The 16,894-nt window shown below is 37.1% G+C and carries 16 protein-coding genes and 4 tRNA genes; 3 read left to right on the forward strand and 17 right to left on the reverse strand.

Going from position 1 to position 16,894, the window contains the following annotated elements:
• Positions 1-11: 11 nt before the first annotated feature.
• Positions 12-965 carry a 2-hydroxyacid dehydrogenase gene (locus EXE10_RS00195; protein ID WP_130111957.1) on the forward strand — a complete coding sequence of 318 codons (954 nt, stop codon included), beginning with the start codon at positions 12-14 and terminating at the stop codon, positions 963-965.
• A gap of 15 nt (positions 966-980) precedes the next feature.
• Here EXE10_RS00195 and EXE10_RS00200 read toward each other — a convergent pair whose 3' ends face one another.
• The 11 genes from EXE10_RS00200 to EXE10_RS00250 form a co-directional block, all read right to left on the reverse strand.
• Entirely contained in the window at positions 981-1,646 is a 666-nt protein-coding gene (locus tag EXE10_RS00200) for a hypothetical protein (protein WP_130111958.1), read from the reverse strand.
• Between the two features lie 194 nt (positions 1,647-1,840).
• Entirely contained in the window at positions 1,841-2,548 is a 708-nt protein-coding gene (locus EXE10_RS00205; RefSeq protein ID WP_087553018.1) for a hypothetical protein, read from the reverse strand.
• Between the two features lie 296 nt (positions 2,549-2,844).
• A complete protein-coding gene (locus EXE10_RS00210) occupies positions 2,845-3,228 on the reverse strand; it encodes a hypothetical protein (RefSeq protein WP_130111959.1) in 384 nt (127 codons plus the stop codon).
• A 90-nt stretch (positions 3,229-3,318) separates the two neighbouring features.
• Positions 3,319-3,918 (reverse strand): hypothetical protein, encoded by a 600-nt coding sequence (locus EXE10_RS00215; protein ID WP_130111960.1) that lies wholly within the window; start codon positions 3,916-3,918, stop codon positions 3,319-3,321.
• The gene (locus tag EXE10_RS00220) at positions 3,911-4,633 is read right to left on the reverse strand and encodes an adenylate/guanylate cyclase domain-containing protein (protein WP_130111961.1); all 723 of its coding nucleotides are present in this window, start codon (positions 4,631-4,633) and stop codon (positions 3,911-3,913) included. The genes EXE10_RS00215 and EXE10_RS00220 overlap by 8 nt, the downstream gene beginning before the upstream one ends.
• A 141-nt stretch (positions 4,634-4,774) precedes the next feature.
• The gene (locus EXE10_RS00225; RefSeq protein ID WP_130111962.1) at positions 4,775-5,170 is read right to left on the reverse strand and encodes a hypothetical protein; all 396 of its coding nucleotides are present in this window, start codon (positions 5,168-5,170) and stop codon (positions 4,775-4,777) included.
• 11 nt (positions 5,171-5,181) lie between these two features.
• On the reverse strand, positions 5,182-5,775 hold the full coding sequence (locus EXE10_RS00230; RefSeq protein ID WP_130111963.1) for a DUF6036 family nucleotidyltransferase: 594 nt from the start codon (positions 5,773-5,775) through the stop codon (positions 5,182-5,184).
• Entirely contained in the window at positions 5,775-7,844 is a 2,070-nt protein-coding gene (gene glyS / locus EXE10_RS00235) for a glycine--tRNA ligase subunit beta (RefSeq protein ID WP_130111964.1), read from the reverse strand. Before glyS ends, EXE10_RS00230 begins: the two co-directional genes overlap by 1 nt.
• Positions 7,844-8,836: a glycine--tRNA ligase subunit alpha gene (glyQ, locus tag EXE10_RS00240; RefSeq protein WP_130111965.1), complete on the reverse strand. Its 993-nt coding sequence runs from the start codon at positions 8,834-8,836 to the stop codon at positions 7,844-7,846. The genes glyS and glyQ overlap by 1 nt, the downstream gene beginning before the upstream one ends.
• A gap of 80 nt (positions 8,837-8,916) precedes the next feature.
• The gene (locus tag EXE10_RS21820; RefSeq protein ID WP_228256754.1) at positions 8,917-10,491 is read right to left on the reverse strand and encodes a hypothetical protein; all 1,575 of its coding nucleotides are present in this window, start codon (positions 10,489-10,491) and stop codon (positions 8,917-8,919) included.
• 44 nt (positions 10,492-10,535) lie between these two features.
• A complete protein-coding gene (locus EXE10_RS00250; protein ID WP_130111966.1) occupies positions 10,536-10,961 on the reverse strand; it encodes a hypothetical protein in 426 nt (141 codons plus the stop codon).
• A gap of 270 nt (positions 10,962-11,231) precedes the next feature.
• On the opposite strand from EXE10_RS00250, the gene EXE10_RS00255 reads away from it, so the two are divergent.
• Positions 11,232-12,335 (forward strand): HPP family protein, encoded by a 1,104-nt coding sequence (locus tag EXE10_RS00255; protein ID WP_130111967.1) that lies wholly within the window; start codon positions 11,232-11,234, stop codon positions 12,333-12,335.
• An 86-nt stretch (positions 12,336-12,421) separates the two neighbouring features.
• Here the strand turns inward: EXE10_RS00255 and EXE10_RS00260 are convergent, their stop codons facing one another.
• Positions 12,422-12,682, reverse strand: coding sequence for a PspC domain-containing protein (locus EXE10_RS00260; protein WP_130111968.1), 261 nt, complete (start codon positions 12,680-12,682; stop codon positions 12,422-12,424).
• 351 nt (positions 12,683-13,033) lie between these two features.
• Here EXE10_RS00260 and EXE10_RS00265 point away from each other — a divergent pair, with 351 nt between their 5' ends.
• Entirely contained in the window at positions 13,034-13,705 is a 672-nt protein-coding gene (locus tag EXE10_RS00265) for a hypothetical protein (protein ID WP_228256755.1), read from the forward strand.
• A gap of 92 nt (positions 13,706-13,797) precedes the next feature.
• Here EXE10_RS00265 and EXE10_RS00270 read toward each other — a convergent pair.
• From EXE10_RS00270 to EXE10_RS00290, 5 genes are all read right to left on the reverse strand, one after another.
• Positions 13,798-13,873: transfer RNA gene (locus tag EXE10_RS00270), tRNA-Lys, on the reverse strand.
• Positions 13,874-14,338: 465 nt separating this feature from the next.
• A tRNA-Lys gene (locus EXE10_RS00275) sits at positions 14,339-14,414 on the reverse strand.
• A gap of 113 nt (positions 14,415-14,527) precedes the next feature.
• Positions 14,528-14,603 (reverse strand) — tRNA-Lys (locus EXE10_RS00280).
• Positions 14,604-14,729: 126 nt separating this feature from the next.
• Positions 14,730-14,805, reverse strand: a tRNA-Lys gene (locus tag EXE10_RS00285).
• Positions 14,806-15,018: 213 nt separating this feature from the next.
• Positions 15,019-16,860 carry a long-chain-acyl-CoA synthetase gene (locus EXE10_RS00290; RefSeq protein ID WP_130111969.1) on the reverse strand — a complete coding sequence of 614 codons (1,842 nt, stop codon included), beginning with the start codon at positions 16,858-16,860 and terminating at the stop codon, positions 15,019-15,021.
• Between the last annotated feature and the right edge of the window lie 34 nt (positions 16,861-16,894).

The following is a 16,894-nucleotide window of genomic DNA, read 5'->3' on the forward strand; positions in this document are numbered from 1 at the left end:
AAGGAATGTAAATGAAAGCTGTATTTTTAGATTATGAATCTTTAGATAAGAATGATTTGGATTTTAGTGAGCTAAAATCAGCTTTTGATGATCTTGAACTTTATCCCGCGACAACCTCAGATCAGGTTTTGGCACGAGTGCAAAATGCTGATGTGATCATCACCAATAAAGTCGTTGTCGATGCATCAATGATTGAACAATGTCAAAATCTTAAGCTGATCTTGATCTCTGCAACTGGAACAAATAATGTTGATTTATTAGAAGCGAAATCAAAGGGAGTCGTGGTCTGTAATTGTCAAGGTTATGGCACGTCTGCGGTAGCACAGCATACGTTGACATTGATGCTAGCTTTAGCAACATCATTATTAAAATATGATCGTGCAGTCAAACAAGGTGAATGGAACACATCGCCGATTTTCTGTTTACTTGATTTTCCTATTGTCGAACTCTCAGGGAAAACTTTGGGGATCATTGGCTACGGAGAATTGGGCAGAGCTGTTGCCAAGTTAGCAGAAGCATTTGGTATGAATGTCTTGGTCGGTGCTTTACCCAATCGACCACAAAATGAATCACGTATCCCATTTAAGCAATTATTGCCTCAAGTAGATTTTTTGAGTTTACACTGTCCATTGACCGATGAAACTCGTGATTTGATCGATCAGCAAGCATTTGATTTGATGAAGCAATCAGCATTTTTGATCAACTGTGCGCGTGGTGGTATTGTCAATGAGCAAGCTTTGGCAGTTGCCTTGCGACAAGGAAAAATCGCAGGTGCAGCGACAGATGTTCTTTCAGTAGAACCACCAAAGGATGGCAATGTTCTACTGGCTGAGAATATTCCTAACTTAATTATCACACCACATAGTGCATGGGGCAGTATCGATGCTCGTCAACGTATTGTTGATCAAATGCTTGAAAATGTTGAAGCATTTAAACAAGGTCATACCATTCGCCAAGTGAATTGACGATTGATTTTTGTCTTATCTTGGGACACCTGAATCATCATCTGTTGAATCTTTTGCACTGCTTGTACTCGAATTATTGGTTGTTGTATCACGCTCATTTGAAGGATTTGGTGTAGCATTATTTTCGATCGGCAAAGATTGCTTTTTAATCTCTGGTTCTTCTTGCGCATTTTGTACATTGTTTTGAGGAAGTGGAATTTGCTGAATCGGTTGTGTACTGATCGGTGCTTCCTGAACAATCGGTGCAGTATAAGACACAGTATTATTTTGACTTGGATTAACGGTTGTTGAAGATTGGCTTAAACTACCTGATTCAATCGGAATGTTATAACTGTTTTTTCCTGTGATTCTATCTTTGGTTTGTTCCACTTTTTTGACAGCAGTATCGATGCCTTGACGGGTATTGTCACGCGCAATAGTCGCTTGTTCAGTGGTATAGTTTTTGGTATTTTCAATCGTTGCATCAAATGACGGTTTAATTTTTTGAATGCCTTTTTCAGTCGCAGTTCCAACTTTTTCAGCTGTATTTTGCACGGCTTCACTGGTTTTATGTGCTAAAACTCTAAAAATATTCGGATTGTCACCATAAGCTTGGTTTTGATTTGCGCTATCCGTTTGAGCATAGAGTGATGGTGCTGTGATTACAGCGATCATAAAACATGCACTTTTCATCATCTTCATTTCGTTGTTCATCCTTCACTGATGAGACTTAGCTATGAGCTAAATATATTGTCGTTATCATACTGTTTTATTTGTATAAAATGTTTGGCGGTTAGAAAAAACCTACAGCAAAATACATAAGGATACATAGTTGCCAAAATGTTGAAATTAAAAAAAACTCACCGAAGTGAGTTTTTTCATGTGCCAAATATAGATTATTTAGTGCCTGCATTTGCATTGGCAGATACACCAACTTTAGCACTACCTACAGGGGTTTTGACTTGAGCGTTGGTATTTACTTTCGCACCTGCTTGAGATGATTTAGGTGTGACTGCTTTTTTGGCTTTCTTTAATGTTTTCTTGGTGTTATCTTTTGCTTTTGAACCGAGTTCTTTGGTATTTTCCCAAGCGCCTTTGCTTGCTGTTTTGCCTTTTTCAACACCTGTTTCAACTTCGCTACCTACTTTGTTTGCAGCTTCTTTTGTACCTTCCCACGCATTGCCTGAAACTTCACGGGTTTTGTCTACGCCAGTTTCTACACCTGCGCCAACTTTACCTGCTGCATTTTTTGTACCTTGCCATGCATCTTTAGATACATCACGGGTTTTATCTACACCTTTTTCGATGCCTGTTCCTACTTTATCTGCTGTATTTTGGATGCCTTGACCTGCTGAATGGGTTGCGTCTTTTGTACCTTCCCAAGCATTTCCTGAGACTTCACGGGTTTTGTCTACGCCTTTTTCAATGCCTGCACCGACTTTATCCGCAGTGTTTTGGATGCCTTGACCGATGTTGTGCAGTAGACCACCTTGGGTATTTACATTGGCTTCTACTGATGCGTTTGCACCTACATTTGTATTGGCAAAAATAGAGCCACTTGCTAGAAGTGCGCTTACGAGTACTGTTGTTTTAAGCATTTTCATAATTCGTTTTATCCTGTGCTTGATTCTGTTTCAAGTTTTGAGTCATGCCCATCTTAATGTTAAAAATGGTTTTGAATAGCGCTTGAGATAAAACAGCAACAGCTTAGCTACAGAATTTTAACAATTATGTAAGATTTGTGAATAAGATTGAGCTGATTTAATTTTTTATGCCTTTGTTATTACAGATGTTTTAATTTTGGCTAATTTTTATTTTTTACAAAGTGAATTTTTGAAAATATCGTTCATCCTCGCTCTTTTGAATATTTTGAGGAGGATGAACGTATTGTTTTATGTGCTTATAGGCACTTTTCTAGGTTTGTTGTTTTGAAATTATTTTTCAGTAATTCAAAGTTTTTCACTTTTTCAGCATCATTTGGATCAAATACAGTTTGTTTGTTTTCTACTTCGGCATCGATATTTGAAAATGCTGAAATCAGTTGATCACCTTTAAAGATCCAGTGTTCTGTGGCTTTGCCTGTTTCAAAGTTGCCTGTAAATTCGATCACGCAGTTGTCTTTTTGCTTAATAAGACGAGCAAGATTGTGTTTTGTCGATGGTTCAGCAGATATATTTTTGTGCTGTTCTAAGACGACAGGGGCGTTGGGATTTGTTGGTGTGGTTGAGCAAGCGGTGAGGGCAGAAATACAAAGTAGTGTAGTGGATGCGAATTTTAGATTCATTGTAAGCGTCTGATTGTCAAAATAATGCTTTCAGTATAGATAAGCCCTTCTTAAAAGCCTATGGAAATTAGTCTCTTAAATGTATACTTTTTATTGTTGAGGTGTATTAGGCAATTTTATCATTGTTTTTTGAACTTCAACTTTTTTTGCTTCAGGTGTAAATAAGAATGAAACTGATCCAATAACTATCAAACAAGCTATTAATACAACAGCAAATTTAAGCCTAAATAGTTTTAAATCTCGGACATAAATCAATTTCAAATGTTCAAAAGCTAACTCTTTGACAAATGGAAAATTGGCTTTATCTAATTCATCTGAATAATTTTGTACTGTTTGATTGGCTCGAATATCTGTACGGAAGAAACCATTGATTAAATTAAATTTAAAAGTTCCCCCACCATAGTAATGACCTTTCTGAGCATAGCCATCATTAATATGTTTGCTTGGGTTATCAATTGCAGATAGTGCTGCTAGTAAGATTAAAACAGCAACTAGCCAGATAGCAAAAATTAGCCAAGCTAGTGCTTGTTGATACCATAGACCATTTGAGTCTAAAAATTCATAAATTGTTCTAATTTGTGGGAAAGGCACAATACAACCAGCAAGCAATGCCCCAATTTTAAAGTCAATAGCTCTAATATTCTGTTGAGTATCTTGAATTGCAGATTGTAAAAAAGTAGATTTATCCATTATTTTCAACCCAATCATTCATATTGGTGTTGATTATATATCCACCATAACAGTCATAAGACCAATTCTTTTCAAGCCAATCTTTATATTGTTGATTTGGTAGATTTTCATAAAATGAATTGCTAAATAAAATTGGTTGATTACCATTTTTATTTGCATTCGAGCATAGTTCAGCTGTTTCAGATACTAGGCTGCCAATCCAAGTAACTTCATTGATAGCACTGCCTTTATAACCTGCTTTAATCATAAGGGTTTCATTATAGTGAACTCCTATACCTGCTTTGATTTCAGTGTACTTTTTTTTACGTAGTTTGATATTGATAGTATCAATTAGTGAGTTGACCATTCCAGCAAGAGTAAAGATATCATTCATATCGTGCTGATAAGGTGTATCGTAAATTGCCCAAACACAATCGCCTTCTATATATAATTCTCGAACTTTATTAAAACTATTCAAAATAGCTACGAGTTCTGAAATATAGCTTCTATATACTTTTGCTAGTACAGGTCTTCTATGATTGTTTGCATAGGCTTTTGAACCTCTCATATCTACAAATATTGCAGTTCCATATACATAGTAACCATTTGTAAAAGTTAAGTTATCTCGGTTAGGTATAGTTTTACTATCTGTATAGTTGTTGTCAGATGAGTCTAATATTTCATCAATACGTTCGAGACTTTTTTCAAAATCATAAGCTTTATAATTTGCTAGCATTATAGTTTACTCAAAATAAAAACCCCACTTATTTAAGCAGGGTTTTTATTTTATTTCAAATATTTAGCTTAGTGTTGCGACACCGAAATATCCGCAACATTTGTAAAAAATCACGCAACTGCGCAAGGATACAAAACATTTTTAAGTAAATGATTGCTGATAATGACGTGTTTGTAAGCTAAGTAATTGTGGCTTGAGATGATTTAAATCTTCATCCAAACCAAGTTTTTTAGCGAGTGGGTCAGTTGCAAAAGAATCCTGTAAAAGATTTGGGGATGTGAATCGTTCTGATAAATTCGTTGAATAGGCTTTTAACTGAGTACGTCTAAACACAGAAGAGCAAGAATAGCGGCTAAATTTTTCCAATAAAAAAACTAATCGACGTGTTTCTAAAGCATTGAGTTTAGAAAAAGCAGTGGGTAAAAATTCTGAATATAGCAAAGCTTCAGCCACAGGTTTAACTTCTTCAAAAGTTGCAGAACTTAAAGAATGTGCGAGTAATTGTTGTAAAGCTATTTCAAACTCATGCTGATTCATCATCCTCTCACTTATTCAGATAGCTCAGATAACAACGAAATCATATAGTGAATATTCGATTCCAATTGTTCAGGAGTCGCATAATAGTCTTTAGCATTATTCGCTGAAATTTTAAACTGATCAAGTGAAAATTTTTTGAGCTGAAATAGGATTCGAATGTCTTCAATATCTCGATCAGACAGCCGTGCTAATTTTGAAATAGCCAGATCAAGTGCTGAAACTAAATAAACTTCTACAATACTTTCAGTGATGAGAGGAATAGTGCGGTCAATATAATCAGGATCAATAGAAGCTAAAGCGGTGTTAAAACCACGATCAAATTCTAAATTCGTTTCTAAATTATTTTCATCAATATATTCAATATCATTTTGTTCAAGAAAAATGATGATGTCTTCTTTTTTTAATAAAGGAATTGCTTGAATTTCAGCATCTACATCATTACTACCACGAGCATTGGTATGGATATGAAAAGCACAACCACCAAAAATATAAGCTTTTACAGCACCATGAGGTAAATTTTGATGATTCGTAGAAATATAATTCTCAAGCTCAAGAAAGAGCTTGAGAATCGCTTTACTCATTGGAGAATGAGTAAAGATTTCCATTAATGTTGTAACACCGAAATATCTGCAACACTGGTAAACAAATCACGCAACTGCGCAAGGATACGCAAACGGTTTGCTTTCAACTCAGCATCTTCCGACATCACCATCACACTATCAAAGAAAGCATCAATCGGCGCACGTAACGCAGCAAGTTTAGACAGCGCTTCGGTATAATCTTTTGCAGCCAAAAGCGGTTGAACCACAGGAAGCAATTTTTGAATCTCTGCATAAAGTGCTTTTTCAGCATCTTCAACCAGTTTAGATTCAACGATTTCACCTGTAGGTGCAGCTTCTTTAGCCAAGATGTTTGCAACACGCTTATTCGCAGCTGCAAGTGCAGCAGCTTCAGGCAAATCACGGAAATGATTTACCGCATTCACACGTTTATCAAAATCTAAAGGCGATTTTGGAGAAAGCGCTTGAACCGCTTGAATCACATCAACCGCAACGCCTTGGTCTTCATACTTCGCACGGTAACGACCTTCCAGGAATGCAACTGCATCCGTTAAAGTTTTGTCATGATCTTTAATCACATCACCATACGCAGCTAAAGCAAGCTTGATCAATTCTTCAATTGAAACATCAAGATTATTTTCAGTCACTAAACGCAAAATACCAATCGCAGAACGACGTAAAGCAAACGGGTCTTTTGAACCTGTAGGTGCTTGACCAATACCGAAAATACCTGTCAACGTATCTAAACGATCCGCAAGGGCAATCGTTGTACCTGTCTTAGTCTGTGGTAAAACATCACCTGCAAATTTAGGAAGATATTGCTCACCTAAAGCTTCAGCAACTTCATCATTTTCGCCTTCAATACGTGCATAGTAAGTACCCGCAATCCCTTGAAGTTCAGGGAATTCACCCACGAGTTCAGACGTTAAGTCACATTTAGCAAGAAGCGCTGCTTTTTCAGCATCCGCAGGGTTTGCACCTGTGATCGCAGATAAAGCCACAGCTAATTTTGCAATACGTTCAGACTTATTCCACAGCGTACCCAATTGAGCTTGGAATACCATATTGGCTAATTTTTCTTTACGAGAAGCAAGCGGTTGCTTTTGATCCTGTAAGAAGAAGAATTCAGCATCAGATAAACGAGGGCGTACAACTTTCTCATTTCCTTCAATGATTTGAGTCGGATCTTTAGACTCAATATTTGAAACGGTAATGAAATAAGGTTGTAGTTTATTGTCCGCATTGACCAAACAGAAATACTTCTGGTTGTCTTGCATCGTGGTGATTAACGCTTCTTGCGGAACAGCAAGGAAACGTTCTTCAAAACTTGCACGAAGCGCAACTGGCCATTCAACCAATGCAGTCACTTCGTCACGTAAGTCAGCAGGGACGATCGCAATCGCATTCACTTCATCAGCAAGCGCTTTAACTTGTTGGTCAATGATCGCTTGACGTTCTTCAAAAGAAGCCACAACATGTGCTGCTTTTAATTTCGGTAAATAGTCTTCTGCATTTGCCAATGTAATCGCTTCAGGTGCATGGAAACGGTGACCAAAAGTCACATTACCTGCTTGATGATCCTGAATGGTTGCATCAACAACATCATTATCTTTCAGCAATACAACCCATTTTACAGGACGAACGAATTCAGTACGGCTTGCCGCTGAACGCATACGTTTTGCGATTGGAAGATTGTCCAAAGCTGTTTGTAAAATTTGTGGCAATAAAACGTCAAGGCTTTGACCTTTCACATCTTTCAAATAACAAACTTTTTCAACTTTACCTGCTTGGAAAGTGGTTACTTGATCTACAGTGATGCCTTGACCACGCATAAAGCCTTCAAGTGCTTTAGTCGGTTTGCCTTCAGCATCAAAAGCCGCTTGTTTTGCAGGACCATCGAAACGTTTTTGTGTATCTGCTTGAGCAGCATCAACATTCACAATTTTCAATGCCAAACGACGTGGTGCTGCGTATGCTTCGATAGAATCAAAAGCTAAGCCAGCATCATTTAAGCCTTTTACAGTTTCAGCTTGTAGTGCATCACGTAAAGTTTTTAAGCTTTTTGGTGGTAATTCTTCACAGCCTAATTCGAACAATACTGTATGTTTAGACATTATTTGCTCTCCTTAGATTCAACTTGCTCAGCTTTTACTTCTGCTTCAACTTGCGCTTTTAACTGTGCCAATACTTCATCACGTAAATGTGGTTCAGCCATAGGGAAACCAAGTTTTGCACGTGCTGCCACATAACTTTGTGCAATAGAGCGCGCCAAAGTACGAACACGTAAAATATAGCGTTGACGTTCAGTCACAGAAATTGCACCACGAGCATCGAGCAAGTTAAAGCTGTGTGATGCTTTGATCACTTGTTCATATGCAGGAAGTGGAAGTTCAGCTTCCATTAAGCGTGTTGCTTCAGCTTCATAGAAGTCGAAAAGCTCAAACATTTTTTCAACGTTGGCATATTCAAAGTTATAAGTCGATTGCTCAACTTCGTTTTGATGGAATACATCGCCATAAGTCACAGTACCAAATTGACCTTTGGTCCAAACAAGATCGTAAACTGAATCTACACCTTGTAGGTACATTGCTAGACGTTCAAGACCGTAAGTGATTTCACCAGTGACAGGGTAGCATTCAACACCACCGACTTGTTGGAAGTAAGTGAACTGAGTCACTTCCATACCGTTTAACCAAACTTCCCAACCTAAGCCCCATGCACCAAGTGTTGGAGATTCCCAGTTGTCTTCAACAAAGCGAATATCGTGAACGAGTGTGTCGATGCCGATAGCTTTTAATGAGTCTAGATACAACTGTTGAATGTTGTCTGGGTTTGGCTTAAGCACCACTTGGAATTGGTAATAGTGCTGTAAACGGTTTGGGTTTTCACCATAACGACCATCTTTCGGACGGCGTGACGGTTGAACGTATGCTGCGTTCCATGTTTCAGGACCAAGCGCACGTAAGAATGTTGCAGTGTGGAATGTCCCTGCACCCATTTCCATATCGTAAGGTTGTAACACGACGCAACCTTGTTCAGCCCAGTAGTTTTGTAAGGCAAGAATTAAGCCTTGGAATGTATCAATATGCGATATGGCGCGACTCATGCAGCATCCACTATAAGTATTAGAAAAAATTGGTTCTAAGTATAAGGATTTTGGTGGGGAGTGGCAAAGGTTTGCTGTTTTTAATCAACCTTTATATCAAAGATATTTTGCATGATCGTAATGAACTTTGAGGAGCGTTGAATTTCATTAATAATGATGGATGTTGTCATACTTTCTTTGAGTTCTAATAATTCGTTTGAGTTAGTACAAGCTTTTGCTTCTTTACTCAGTGTTAATTCGAAGGCTGAAAAATTTTTTATAAGAGCATAAAACTCTAATAAAGTTAGAGTGTCTAAGTTATCTTTAATTAATGGTAGAATTTTTTGAATAGAATTTATTTTCTTTGATTTCTCAACTGAATTTTTTTCGATAAAGGCTAAATGAATTAAGAAGTAAATAAATGCGTTATGAATATTTTGTTCTAATTTTAATGGCTCGAGTAGAGTTAAAAGGTCTTTATGTTCATTTAATATATTGAATTTTAAGTTTATATCAGATGTCGTTCTACTTAAAACCATAATAGTATTGAGGGATTGTTCTGCCATGAAAAGATTTTTAGGCTCATAAATTAAAATTTCTTTTTGACATGCAATTTTAAGTGAAAGATTATTTTCAGTAAATTGATCTTCGTCTAGTTTTTCCAACATTGTATAAAAAATATCAACACGAGTGTAATTATCTAGTTTATTACTTAGAACTCTGACAAGTTGTTCGGTATGTGATTTATATTGTTTTCCTTTTTCTCGTGCTGTTTCAAAATTGATTTCATTTAAATAATTCTGTAGTTCCACTTCAGGTCGTTCGATAAAATCCAAATTGCAATTTAAACATTCTGCAATGTCCATAAATGTTTCATCAGCATCACAGCCATAAATAACTTTGCATTCTTCATCTATCCCTAAAAAATGATGGCTTTCTTTTTGTAAAACTTGATTGCTATATTCGAGCCAATACAACCAATTACTATAAGGACGTAGCTCTTTCAGGGCGGTCATAAGTGGGTCATTTTCACCACTATAACCTGCAACCACCCAAGTTTTAGTACAACCTGTTGAGTGTACAACTTTCTGTAAAATAGGGTCATGTTGAGTGAGTTGGTTTGTAGTGTTTCTTTGAACTTGTCCTACATGTTGTCCGTTAAGATAAATGATACATGGATCGTTAAAAAGTTCAGGGTTAACTCTTTCAACAGAACCTAAATCATAAATTGCGGGAAGAGGATACATGCCTACCATGTAGCATGCATGAATCAGCAAAGGATCAAAATTAACAGTGAGTATTCTGCTGAAGTATTTTTGCTTTAAAAGTTCAGCAATCGCAATATGTGCGAAGTTCAGTTTGGCTTTTTCAATGCCTTTATCTTTATTGCCTTCTATAAACCATTTAAAAAGCTCTTTACGTTTTACATTCGACAGTTTGGTCATAATGTCATTGTATTGAAGTTGGCTTAAATCTTCTTGAGCTAGCTTTTGTTCTTCTTCTGTAAAATAATTTGGAAAGTTCTCAATCGCAATTTTCATCAGTTTAAATGCAGGTGGGATACCTGCTGAAACAGAAATCCCTGCGCCAACCAAAAGGATTGCTCCACCATCTTCTTTGGCATCTTTGAGGGAGGCAGCTAAGTGTTTTAATAGTTCTTCGCGATTTTGAGACATTTTAGATGGTATTTTCAAAAGTTAGTTTAATCTTAAAGCTAAGATTATGATTTGCAAGTAATCTTATTGAATACTTGCAAAATCCCCCAATAACAACACCCAACAAACATAGCTAAACAATAGAAAAACCAATCTGTAAACAACTTCCAAAACGGTGTGGGAAGTGTGCCTGTAAATAAGAGATAACCTATCATTGAAACGATAGCCCACATCAACCAAGAACCAAAGATAATACTAAAGAATGTCAGTCGATTTTTACGAGAAAGTAATACTGATATTGCATAACTGATCGGGACTGTAATCACGCAGTAAATGAAATAAATCAGCAACGTAACTCCTAAAACAGTTAAAATTGCTTGTAAGCTATATTCATGATTCATCACAATAAACAAACAAGCCAAGATGACCAATAAAGCGATCGGTGCTAAGAGAAGAGCTTTGAAAATATTCTTATTGCGATATTGTGTCATGATGCAGATCACAGATGATTCATAATAGATCAGTAATAGAATGCCTTAAATGGATTGATTTTCCTACATTCTTTTCTTATTAAGATATTGAGTCTATGATGAAAGAAATTTAGACAATTTATATGTAAATTATCTAAGAAATTTTATAAATAAAATCATTAGGTGATAAATTATTGGAAAATTTGATATGGATAAAATGGATATTAAATATATCTTATAAACACAACCACGTATAATCACATTTCAAATTTAGCAAAGCAAAGGAATGACGTGTTTCATACCCAACTTGAATGGTTAAATACCTTAAAACCCAATTTTAAAGTTTTACCGCTAAAAGACCGATTGTTGTGTGGACTCGGCGCATTACTGGGCTTGGCAATATCTTCACTTATCAGTTGGTATGTACTCGGTGACTTTAACGCATGGTATATCGCACCAATGGGAGCTTCATCCGTATTGCTCTTTGCTGTACCTGCAAGTCCATTGGCACAGCCTTGGAATATGGTGGTAGGGAATACCATTGCAGGGATTATTGGGGTAACTTGCGCACTATTTATTTCCAATCAAACGGAAGCATTTAGTATTGCGGTTGCTTTGGCAATCTTTCTGATGATGACTACAGATTCATTGCATCCACCAAGTGGTGCTGTTGCGATTACTGCAGTGCTAGGTGGAGAGTCAGTTCACCAGTTAGGTTATCACTTTATTTTCTATCCAGTTTTATTAAATTCTGTTTTATTGCTGGTTGTGGCGATTATTTTCAACCGATTGTTGGGGAAACAATACCCACAAGTTGCACAAGTCAATACACGTTCCAAAGACCCAACACCGACACAGAAAGTCACCATTCAACCGCAAGATATTCAAGAAGTTTTAGAACATCAAACTCAGCTTTTGGATATTAGTGAATACGATCTACAAAAAATCATTTTAGAAGCACAAGAAAAAGCCAATGCTCGAAATGTCAGTCAATATCTTTGCCAAGATATTATGACCAAAGATGTGATTAGTTTGGATGAGCAAGATGATATTCATAAGGCATTAGATAAATTTAAAAAAGTGAATTTGATGAGTCTGCCTGTGATCAATTCACAACATGAATTGGTTGGAACATTGGCACTCTATGACGTTGTGGAATGGTTTAAGCGTGCAGCAGATCCTCGTGCATCATGGGAGCATCTGGTTAAACAAATCATGAATCGCAAAGTGATTACTGCACAACCGCAACAACCCATTCAGAACTTAGTGCCTTATTTTGTTGAGCGATCATTTAACTATATTCCTGTGGTTGAACAGCAAAAACTGGTGGGGATCATCAGTCGTGCAGATATGATTGCTGTATTACAACAGCAGTTAAATCAATCTAAACTTTAATTGAGAATAAAAAAAAGCTACAGCAGTTTGGGGGAACTGGTGTAGCTTGAAAAAGGGAAACTATTTAAAATTTAAAACTGTTGAAATTAATGTGTTTTCTCTTCGTAAATGGTACGTGTAGGGCGTTGGTAGCTGTATGTTCTATCTAAGCGTAAATCTTGTTTTGGTATTAGCAACCAAAGAATTAAATAGACAAGAATCCCTGGAAAAGCCGCACTCATACATGAAACAACAACGAAGATAATTCGTAATAATGTCACATTCCAACCAAAACGTTCAGCAATACCGCCCATTACACCGGCGATCATATTGTGTCGGTTAGAACGATATAAACCAGAATTGGCCATTTAACTCTCCTTCAGTGATTTGTTATCAATCATTCTATAAATGAATCTTGATAATTTAATAATGGGACTTTTACTGAATTCTTCAAGTGAATCGCACATTAATTTTGTTAATGCTATGTAACAATAAAGATTTATACCATCCAGAGTATTCTAAAAAACGGAGTAAATATAAGCATTATTCGGCGGAATAGATCAGTTTTTTATACTTTTGTAAAAAATAACCGCTTAAGATTTCGAGAAATGTGACAACACCCTAAAATAAACAGATAAATATGAATATTTGATGTGTATCGCAGTTGTGCTTTGCCAAATAGGTAAATCTGTCGATTTAATTGTTGGGTTTTTTGATTTATGTATGTTGTATTTAATGGAATAAGTTTTGTTCGAGTGATGACATTCAGTTGCTGTGTGGCGCTTACAGCATGTGATTCCTCAACAACAAATAATAAACAAGATCGTTCGGGTTCAGCGAACCCATCGAATGACGTGCTTAATCAGGGAGCGTTGACGCAACATGATGAAGTGCAGCATGGGAAAAAGCTCACTGAAGTGGCTGGGCAGGCGACTTTACCCACGGCTTCAGAAGTCAATGCTCTAGATCAACCTTCAGAAACGATGACTCCAAAAGCTCAACAGCTTGTTGGGCGTTATCATGTGCAAATTAATTGTGAAGACCCATTTGCGATGTGTGATCAAGGCAATTCAGAATTTATTATCAATTTATTGCCAGATGGTACTGCACATAGAACCCTTGTTTATATGGGGAAAATGACTTATGAAAATAATGATATTAAGTCAAATCGATCTTATCAAAAAAATACATGGGCCTATGATGAAGCGAATCGAGAGATTATTGTGAATCGTATAGAAGGTATTCAATTTTATTATAAAGTAGATGCGCACAAGAATTTAGTCATGGATTTAGATAAGATCTTAAACGGTACTGAAAAAAATAAAGTGTATTTTCAACAAAATAATATCGCACCGACCAAAGCTTATGTGTTGACGCGATTTGATCATTAGTAAGACAAAGCATTATTGTATTTAAAGCAAGAAAATTATTTTAGAACGAATGAGGCAGATGTGAATATCTGTTTTTATTGAGAATAAAAATATGGTGGGTTGTGTGGGGTTCGAACCCACGACCAATAGATTAAGAGTCTACTGCTCTACCAACTGAGCTAACAACCCTGAGAAAATTTTAAAATATCATTTTAAAATTTTTGCAAGACAAGCGAAGCGCGTAGTTTTTTAACACTAGGCCATATTCGTCAACTAACCTTTTTGAGATCAGATACTTAATCCAACAAAACAACGTTTCACCCGAACGCAAGAGAAAATCTGTGATTTTCTATCGGTATCGGTATCGGTATCGGTATATTGCAAAGTCCATTGTTTTATGTGAAAAACTCTAGAACTTTTTGCAAGACAAGCGAAGCGCATAGTTTTGAATACTAGAGAATATTTGTTATCTAACATTTTTGAATGTCAAATACTTGATCTAGTAAGACAAGAATAATACTTTGCAACATCGATGTAGCAAAATTTCGAGAATGGCGAAGCATCTGAAAGGAGATGTTTGGTCTTGGTCGGAACTTGCAGGTTTCGTTTCTTTTGTTGTACTGAAAGCGTACAGAAAGAAGCCCTAAGAAAGAATGGTGGGTCGTCCGCGATTCGAACGCGGGACCAACGGATTAAAAGTCCGCTGCTCTACCAGCTGAGCTAACGACCCTGAGAAAATTTTAAAATAACATTTTAAAATTTTTGCAAGACAAGCGAAGCGCGTAGTCTTTGATGTTGGATAACTTGTGTCATCTAACAGCTTTCAGGAAAAGCTTAAATAAATGGTGGGTCGTCCGCGATTCGAACGCGGGACCAACGGATTAAAAGTCCGCTGCTCTACCAGCTGAGCTAACGACCCTGAGTGAGGATTAACGAAACAACGTTTCGTCCGAGCGCAAGAGAAAATCTATGATTTTCTATAGGTATATGAAATAGCCTATATTTGCGATTACGGATTAAGATCCTTTGCAGGTCAAACAATAAGTGGTGGGTCGTCCGCGATTCGAACGCGGGACCAACGGATTAAAAGTCCGCTGCTCTACCAGCTGAGCTAACGACCCTAAACAGATATTCAAAAGTATTGAATACGCAGTGTAAGAAACTAAAAAGTTTTAAACACCACTTTGTTTGATGGTGCGTATTTTAGCAAGATATTGATAGAGCGCAAGTAAAAAATAAGAAAGTTTGCAACGTTCGGTTATAAATAACACAAATTAAAGTAAAAAAGCCCTGAAAACAGGGCTTTTTGTTTGAATCGTCATATTTATATGAATTTAGAAACGGTATTTATACGCTTCAATATTGGCATAAATTTCAGAAGTGACATCGCAATAGGCATTGGCATTCGGTAATAAAACCAATAAACGATCAGAAGTTTTTGCAGGATCAAAGGCTTGTTCCTTCAATTTATTCTTCTGATATTTAAAAGTACCCGTTGTCTCAACCACTTCTTGAATGCGTAAGAATACGGGAACCGCATAAGCAGGGAGGTTCTTTTTGAAGTCTGAAACCATTTGGCTAAGATCTTGTTCTGTAAGTTCTTGTCCGTCATGCAAGGTGATGGCTGCCATACCTGCACGACCATTGGTATTTGGAATTTCTACACCATAAACCACCGCTTCAGTGATTTTTGGATATTCACTGCAAATATTCTCAACTTCTGTGGTTGAGACATTTTCACCTTTCCAACGGAATGTATCACCTAAACGATCAACGAATTGTGCATGGCGGAAACCAATATCACGAACCAAATCACCTGTAATAAAGTACGAGTCGCCTTTTTTAAAGACGTCATTCATGATCACAGATTTATTCTTTTCAGGGTCTGTATAGCCATCAAAAGGAGAGCGTTTGGTAATTTTACCAATCAATAAGCCCACTTCACCCTTTTGAACTTTTGTGCAGAACCCTTTGTTATCACGAACGGCTTCATTCTTTTCTTTATCAAATTGAACGATTGCATAAGGTGTAGGAGAGAAACCAACCGTATTGTCAAAGTTAAAGATATTACTAAAACCGACATTACCTTCACTTGATGCATAAAGTTCAAGAATTTCTTGGATACCAAAGCGCTCTTTGAATTTGCCCCAAATATTTGGACGCATACCATTACCAATCATCTTGGTCACACGATGTTTATGGTCATTTTCAGAGGCTGGTGCATCCATTAAGTAGCGGCAGAGTTCTCCGACATAGCCGATCGCAGAAGCATTAAATTTTTGTACATCTGTCCAAAATGCTGATGTTGAGTATTTGCGACGAATTGCAAAGGCTGAACTCCCTGCGATTGCACCACACCAGCACACCACCATACCTGTTGCGTGATAAAGCGGTAGGGTGCAGTACATTACATCATCTTCATTGAGATTAAGTACGTGACCGTATGTACCGTATGCCAGTGTCCAACGGCTGTTTGAGAAAATCACTGCTTTAGGTAAGCCGGTCGTTCCAGAGGTATAAATATAAAATAAGCCGTCTTTGCCTTTGACACTATGTGTCGTAGGTACATTAAATTTTGGAAATTGTTCTAAAACTTCAGCAAGGTTGAGATAACCTTTTGGCGCTTTTCCTGCATCTTTTTGCGTTTCTTGATCTGCAAACCAGTGGAAATTTTCAGGTTGAATTGCTAAGTCTTGACGAATTTCATCGACGGCTACTCGACATTCTTCACCAACAACAATAGCAACGGGTTTTACAAGGTTGATGCTATGTGCCAGTACCTTACCAGTTTGCGATGTATTGACGAGCGCTGAAGTCACGCCGAGTTTAGCAAAGGCAATAATGGTTGCTAAGAGTTCAGGACGATTCTCAACCATTACTGTAACGGTATCGCCTTTTTTTATCCCAATTGAAAGATAAAAATGTGCAATTTGATTCGCCCAGTTGTTGAGCTCTTTGTAGCTGTAGCGTTGCTCTTCAAACAATAACGCATCACCATAAGGGTTGTTCTTTGTTGCGCGTTCAAATGCAAGACCAAGACCAGCAGGCGAGTTCGGCGTTCTGATATAAGCTTGTTTCAGCCCGCTGAGTAGATTGGGAATTTTATTGATGAATTTTGGCAAGCGCTCTGCTACATCAGCAAAACCGATCAAATCGGTCTGTGTGGTTTGGCTCATATCAATCCTATTTATTTTTCGTCATCCGATACAA

This window comes from Acinetobacter sp. WCHAc060033 (assembly GCF_004209125.1).
GTDB classification, from domain to species: Bacteria; Pseudomonadota; Gammaproteobacteria; order Pseudomonadales; family Moraxellaceae; genus Acinetobacter; species Acinetobacter wuhouensis.

What these genes read in the sequence shown, in the direction of transcription:
- glyQ (WP_130111965.1), bottom strand. Translation starts at nt 8,836, where the DNA reads ATGAGTCGCGCCATATCGCATATTGATACATTCCAAGGCTTAATTCTT.
- EXE10_RS21820 (WP_228256754.1), bottom strand. Translation starts at nt 10,491, where the DNA reads ATGTCTCAAAATCGCGAAGAACTATTAAAACACTTAGCTGCCTCCCTC.
- EXE10_RS00290 (WP_130111969.1), bottom strand. Translation starts at nt 16,860, where the DNA reads ATGAGCCAAACCACACAGACCGATTTGATCGGTTTTGCTGATGTAGCA.
- EXE10_RS00215 (WP_130111960.1), bottom strand. Translation starts at nt 3,918, where the DNA reads ATGGATAAATCTACTTTTTTACAATCTGCAATTCAAGATACTCAACAG.
- EXE10_RS00265 (WP_228256755.1), top strand. Translation starts at nt 13,034, where the DNA reads ATGTATGTTGTATTTAATGGAATAAGTTTTGTTCGAGTGATGACATTC.
- EXE10_RS00200 (WP_130111958.1), bottom strand. Translation starts at nt 1,646, where the DNA reads ATGAAGATGATGAAAAGTGCATGTTTTATGATCGCTGTAATCACAGCA.
- EXE10_RS00230 (WP_130111963.1), bottom strand. Translation starts at nt 5,775, where the DNA reads ATGGAAATCTTTACTCATTCTCCAATGAGTAAAGCGATTCTCAAGCTC.
- EXE10_RS00220 (WP_130111961.1), bottom strand. Translation starts at nt 4,633, where the DNA reads ATGCTAGCAAATTATAAAGCTTATGATTTTGAAAAAAGTCTCGAACGT.
- EXE10_RS00195 (WP_130111957.1), top strand. Translation starts at nt 12, where the DNA reads ATGAAAGCTGTATTTTTAGATTATGAATCTTTAGATAAGAATGATTTG.
- EXE10_RS00225 (WP_130111962.1), bottom strand. Translation starts at nt 5,170, where the DNA reads ATGAATCAGCATGAGTTTGAAATAGCTTTACAACAATTACTCGCACAT.
- EXE10_RS00260 (WP_130111968.1), bottom strand. Translation starts at nt 12,682, where the DNA reads ATGGCCAATTCTGGTTTATATCGTTCTAACCGACACAATATGATCGCC.
- EXE10_RS00250 (WP_130111966.1), bottom strand. Translation starts at nt 10,961, where the DNA reads ATGACACAATATCGCAATAAGAATATTTTCAAAGCTCTTCTCTTAGCA.
- glyS (WP_130111964.1), bottom strand. Translation starts at nt 7,844, where the DNA reads ATGTCTAAACATACAGTATTGTTCGAATTAGGCTGTGAAGAATTACCA.
- EXE10_RS00210 (WP_130111959.1), bottom strand. Translation starts at nt 3,228, where the DNA reads ATGAATCTAAAATTCGCATCCACTACACTACTTTGTATTTCTGCCCTC.
- EXE10_RS00205 (WP_087553018.1), bottom strand. Translation starts at nt 2,548, where the DNA reads ATGAAAATGCTTAAAACAACAGTACTCGTAAGCGCACTTCTAGCAAGT.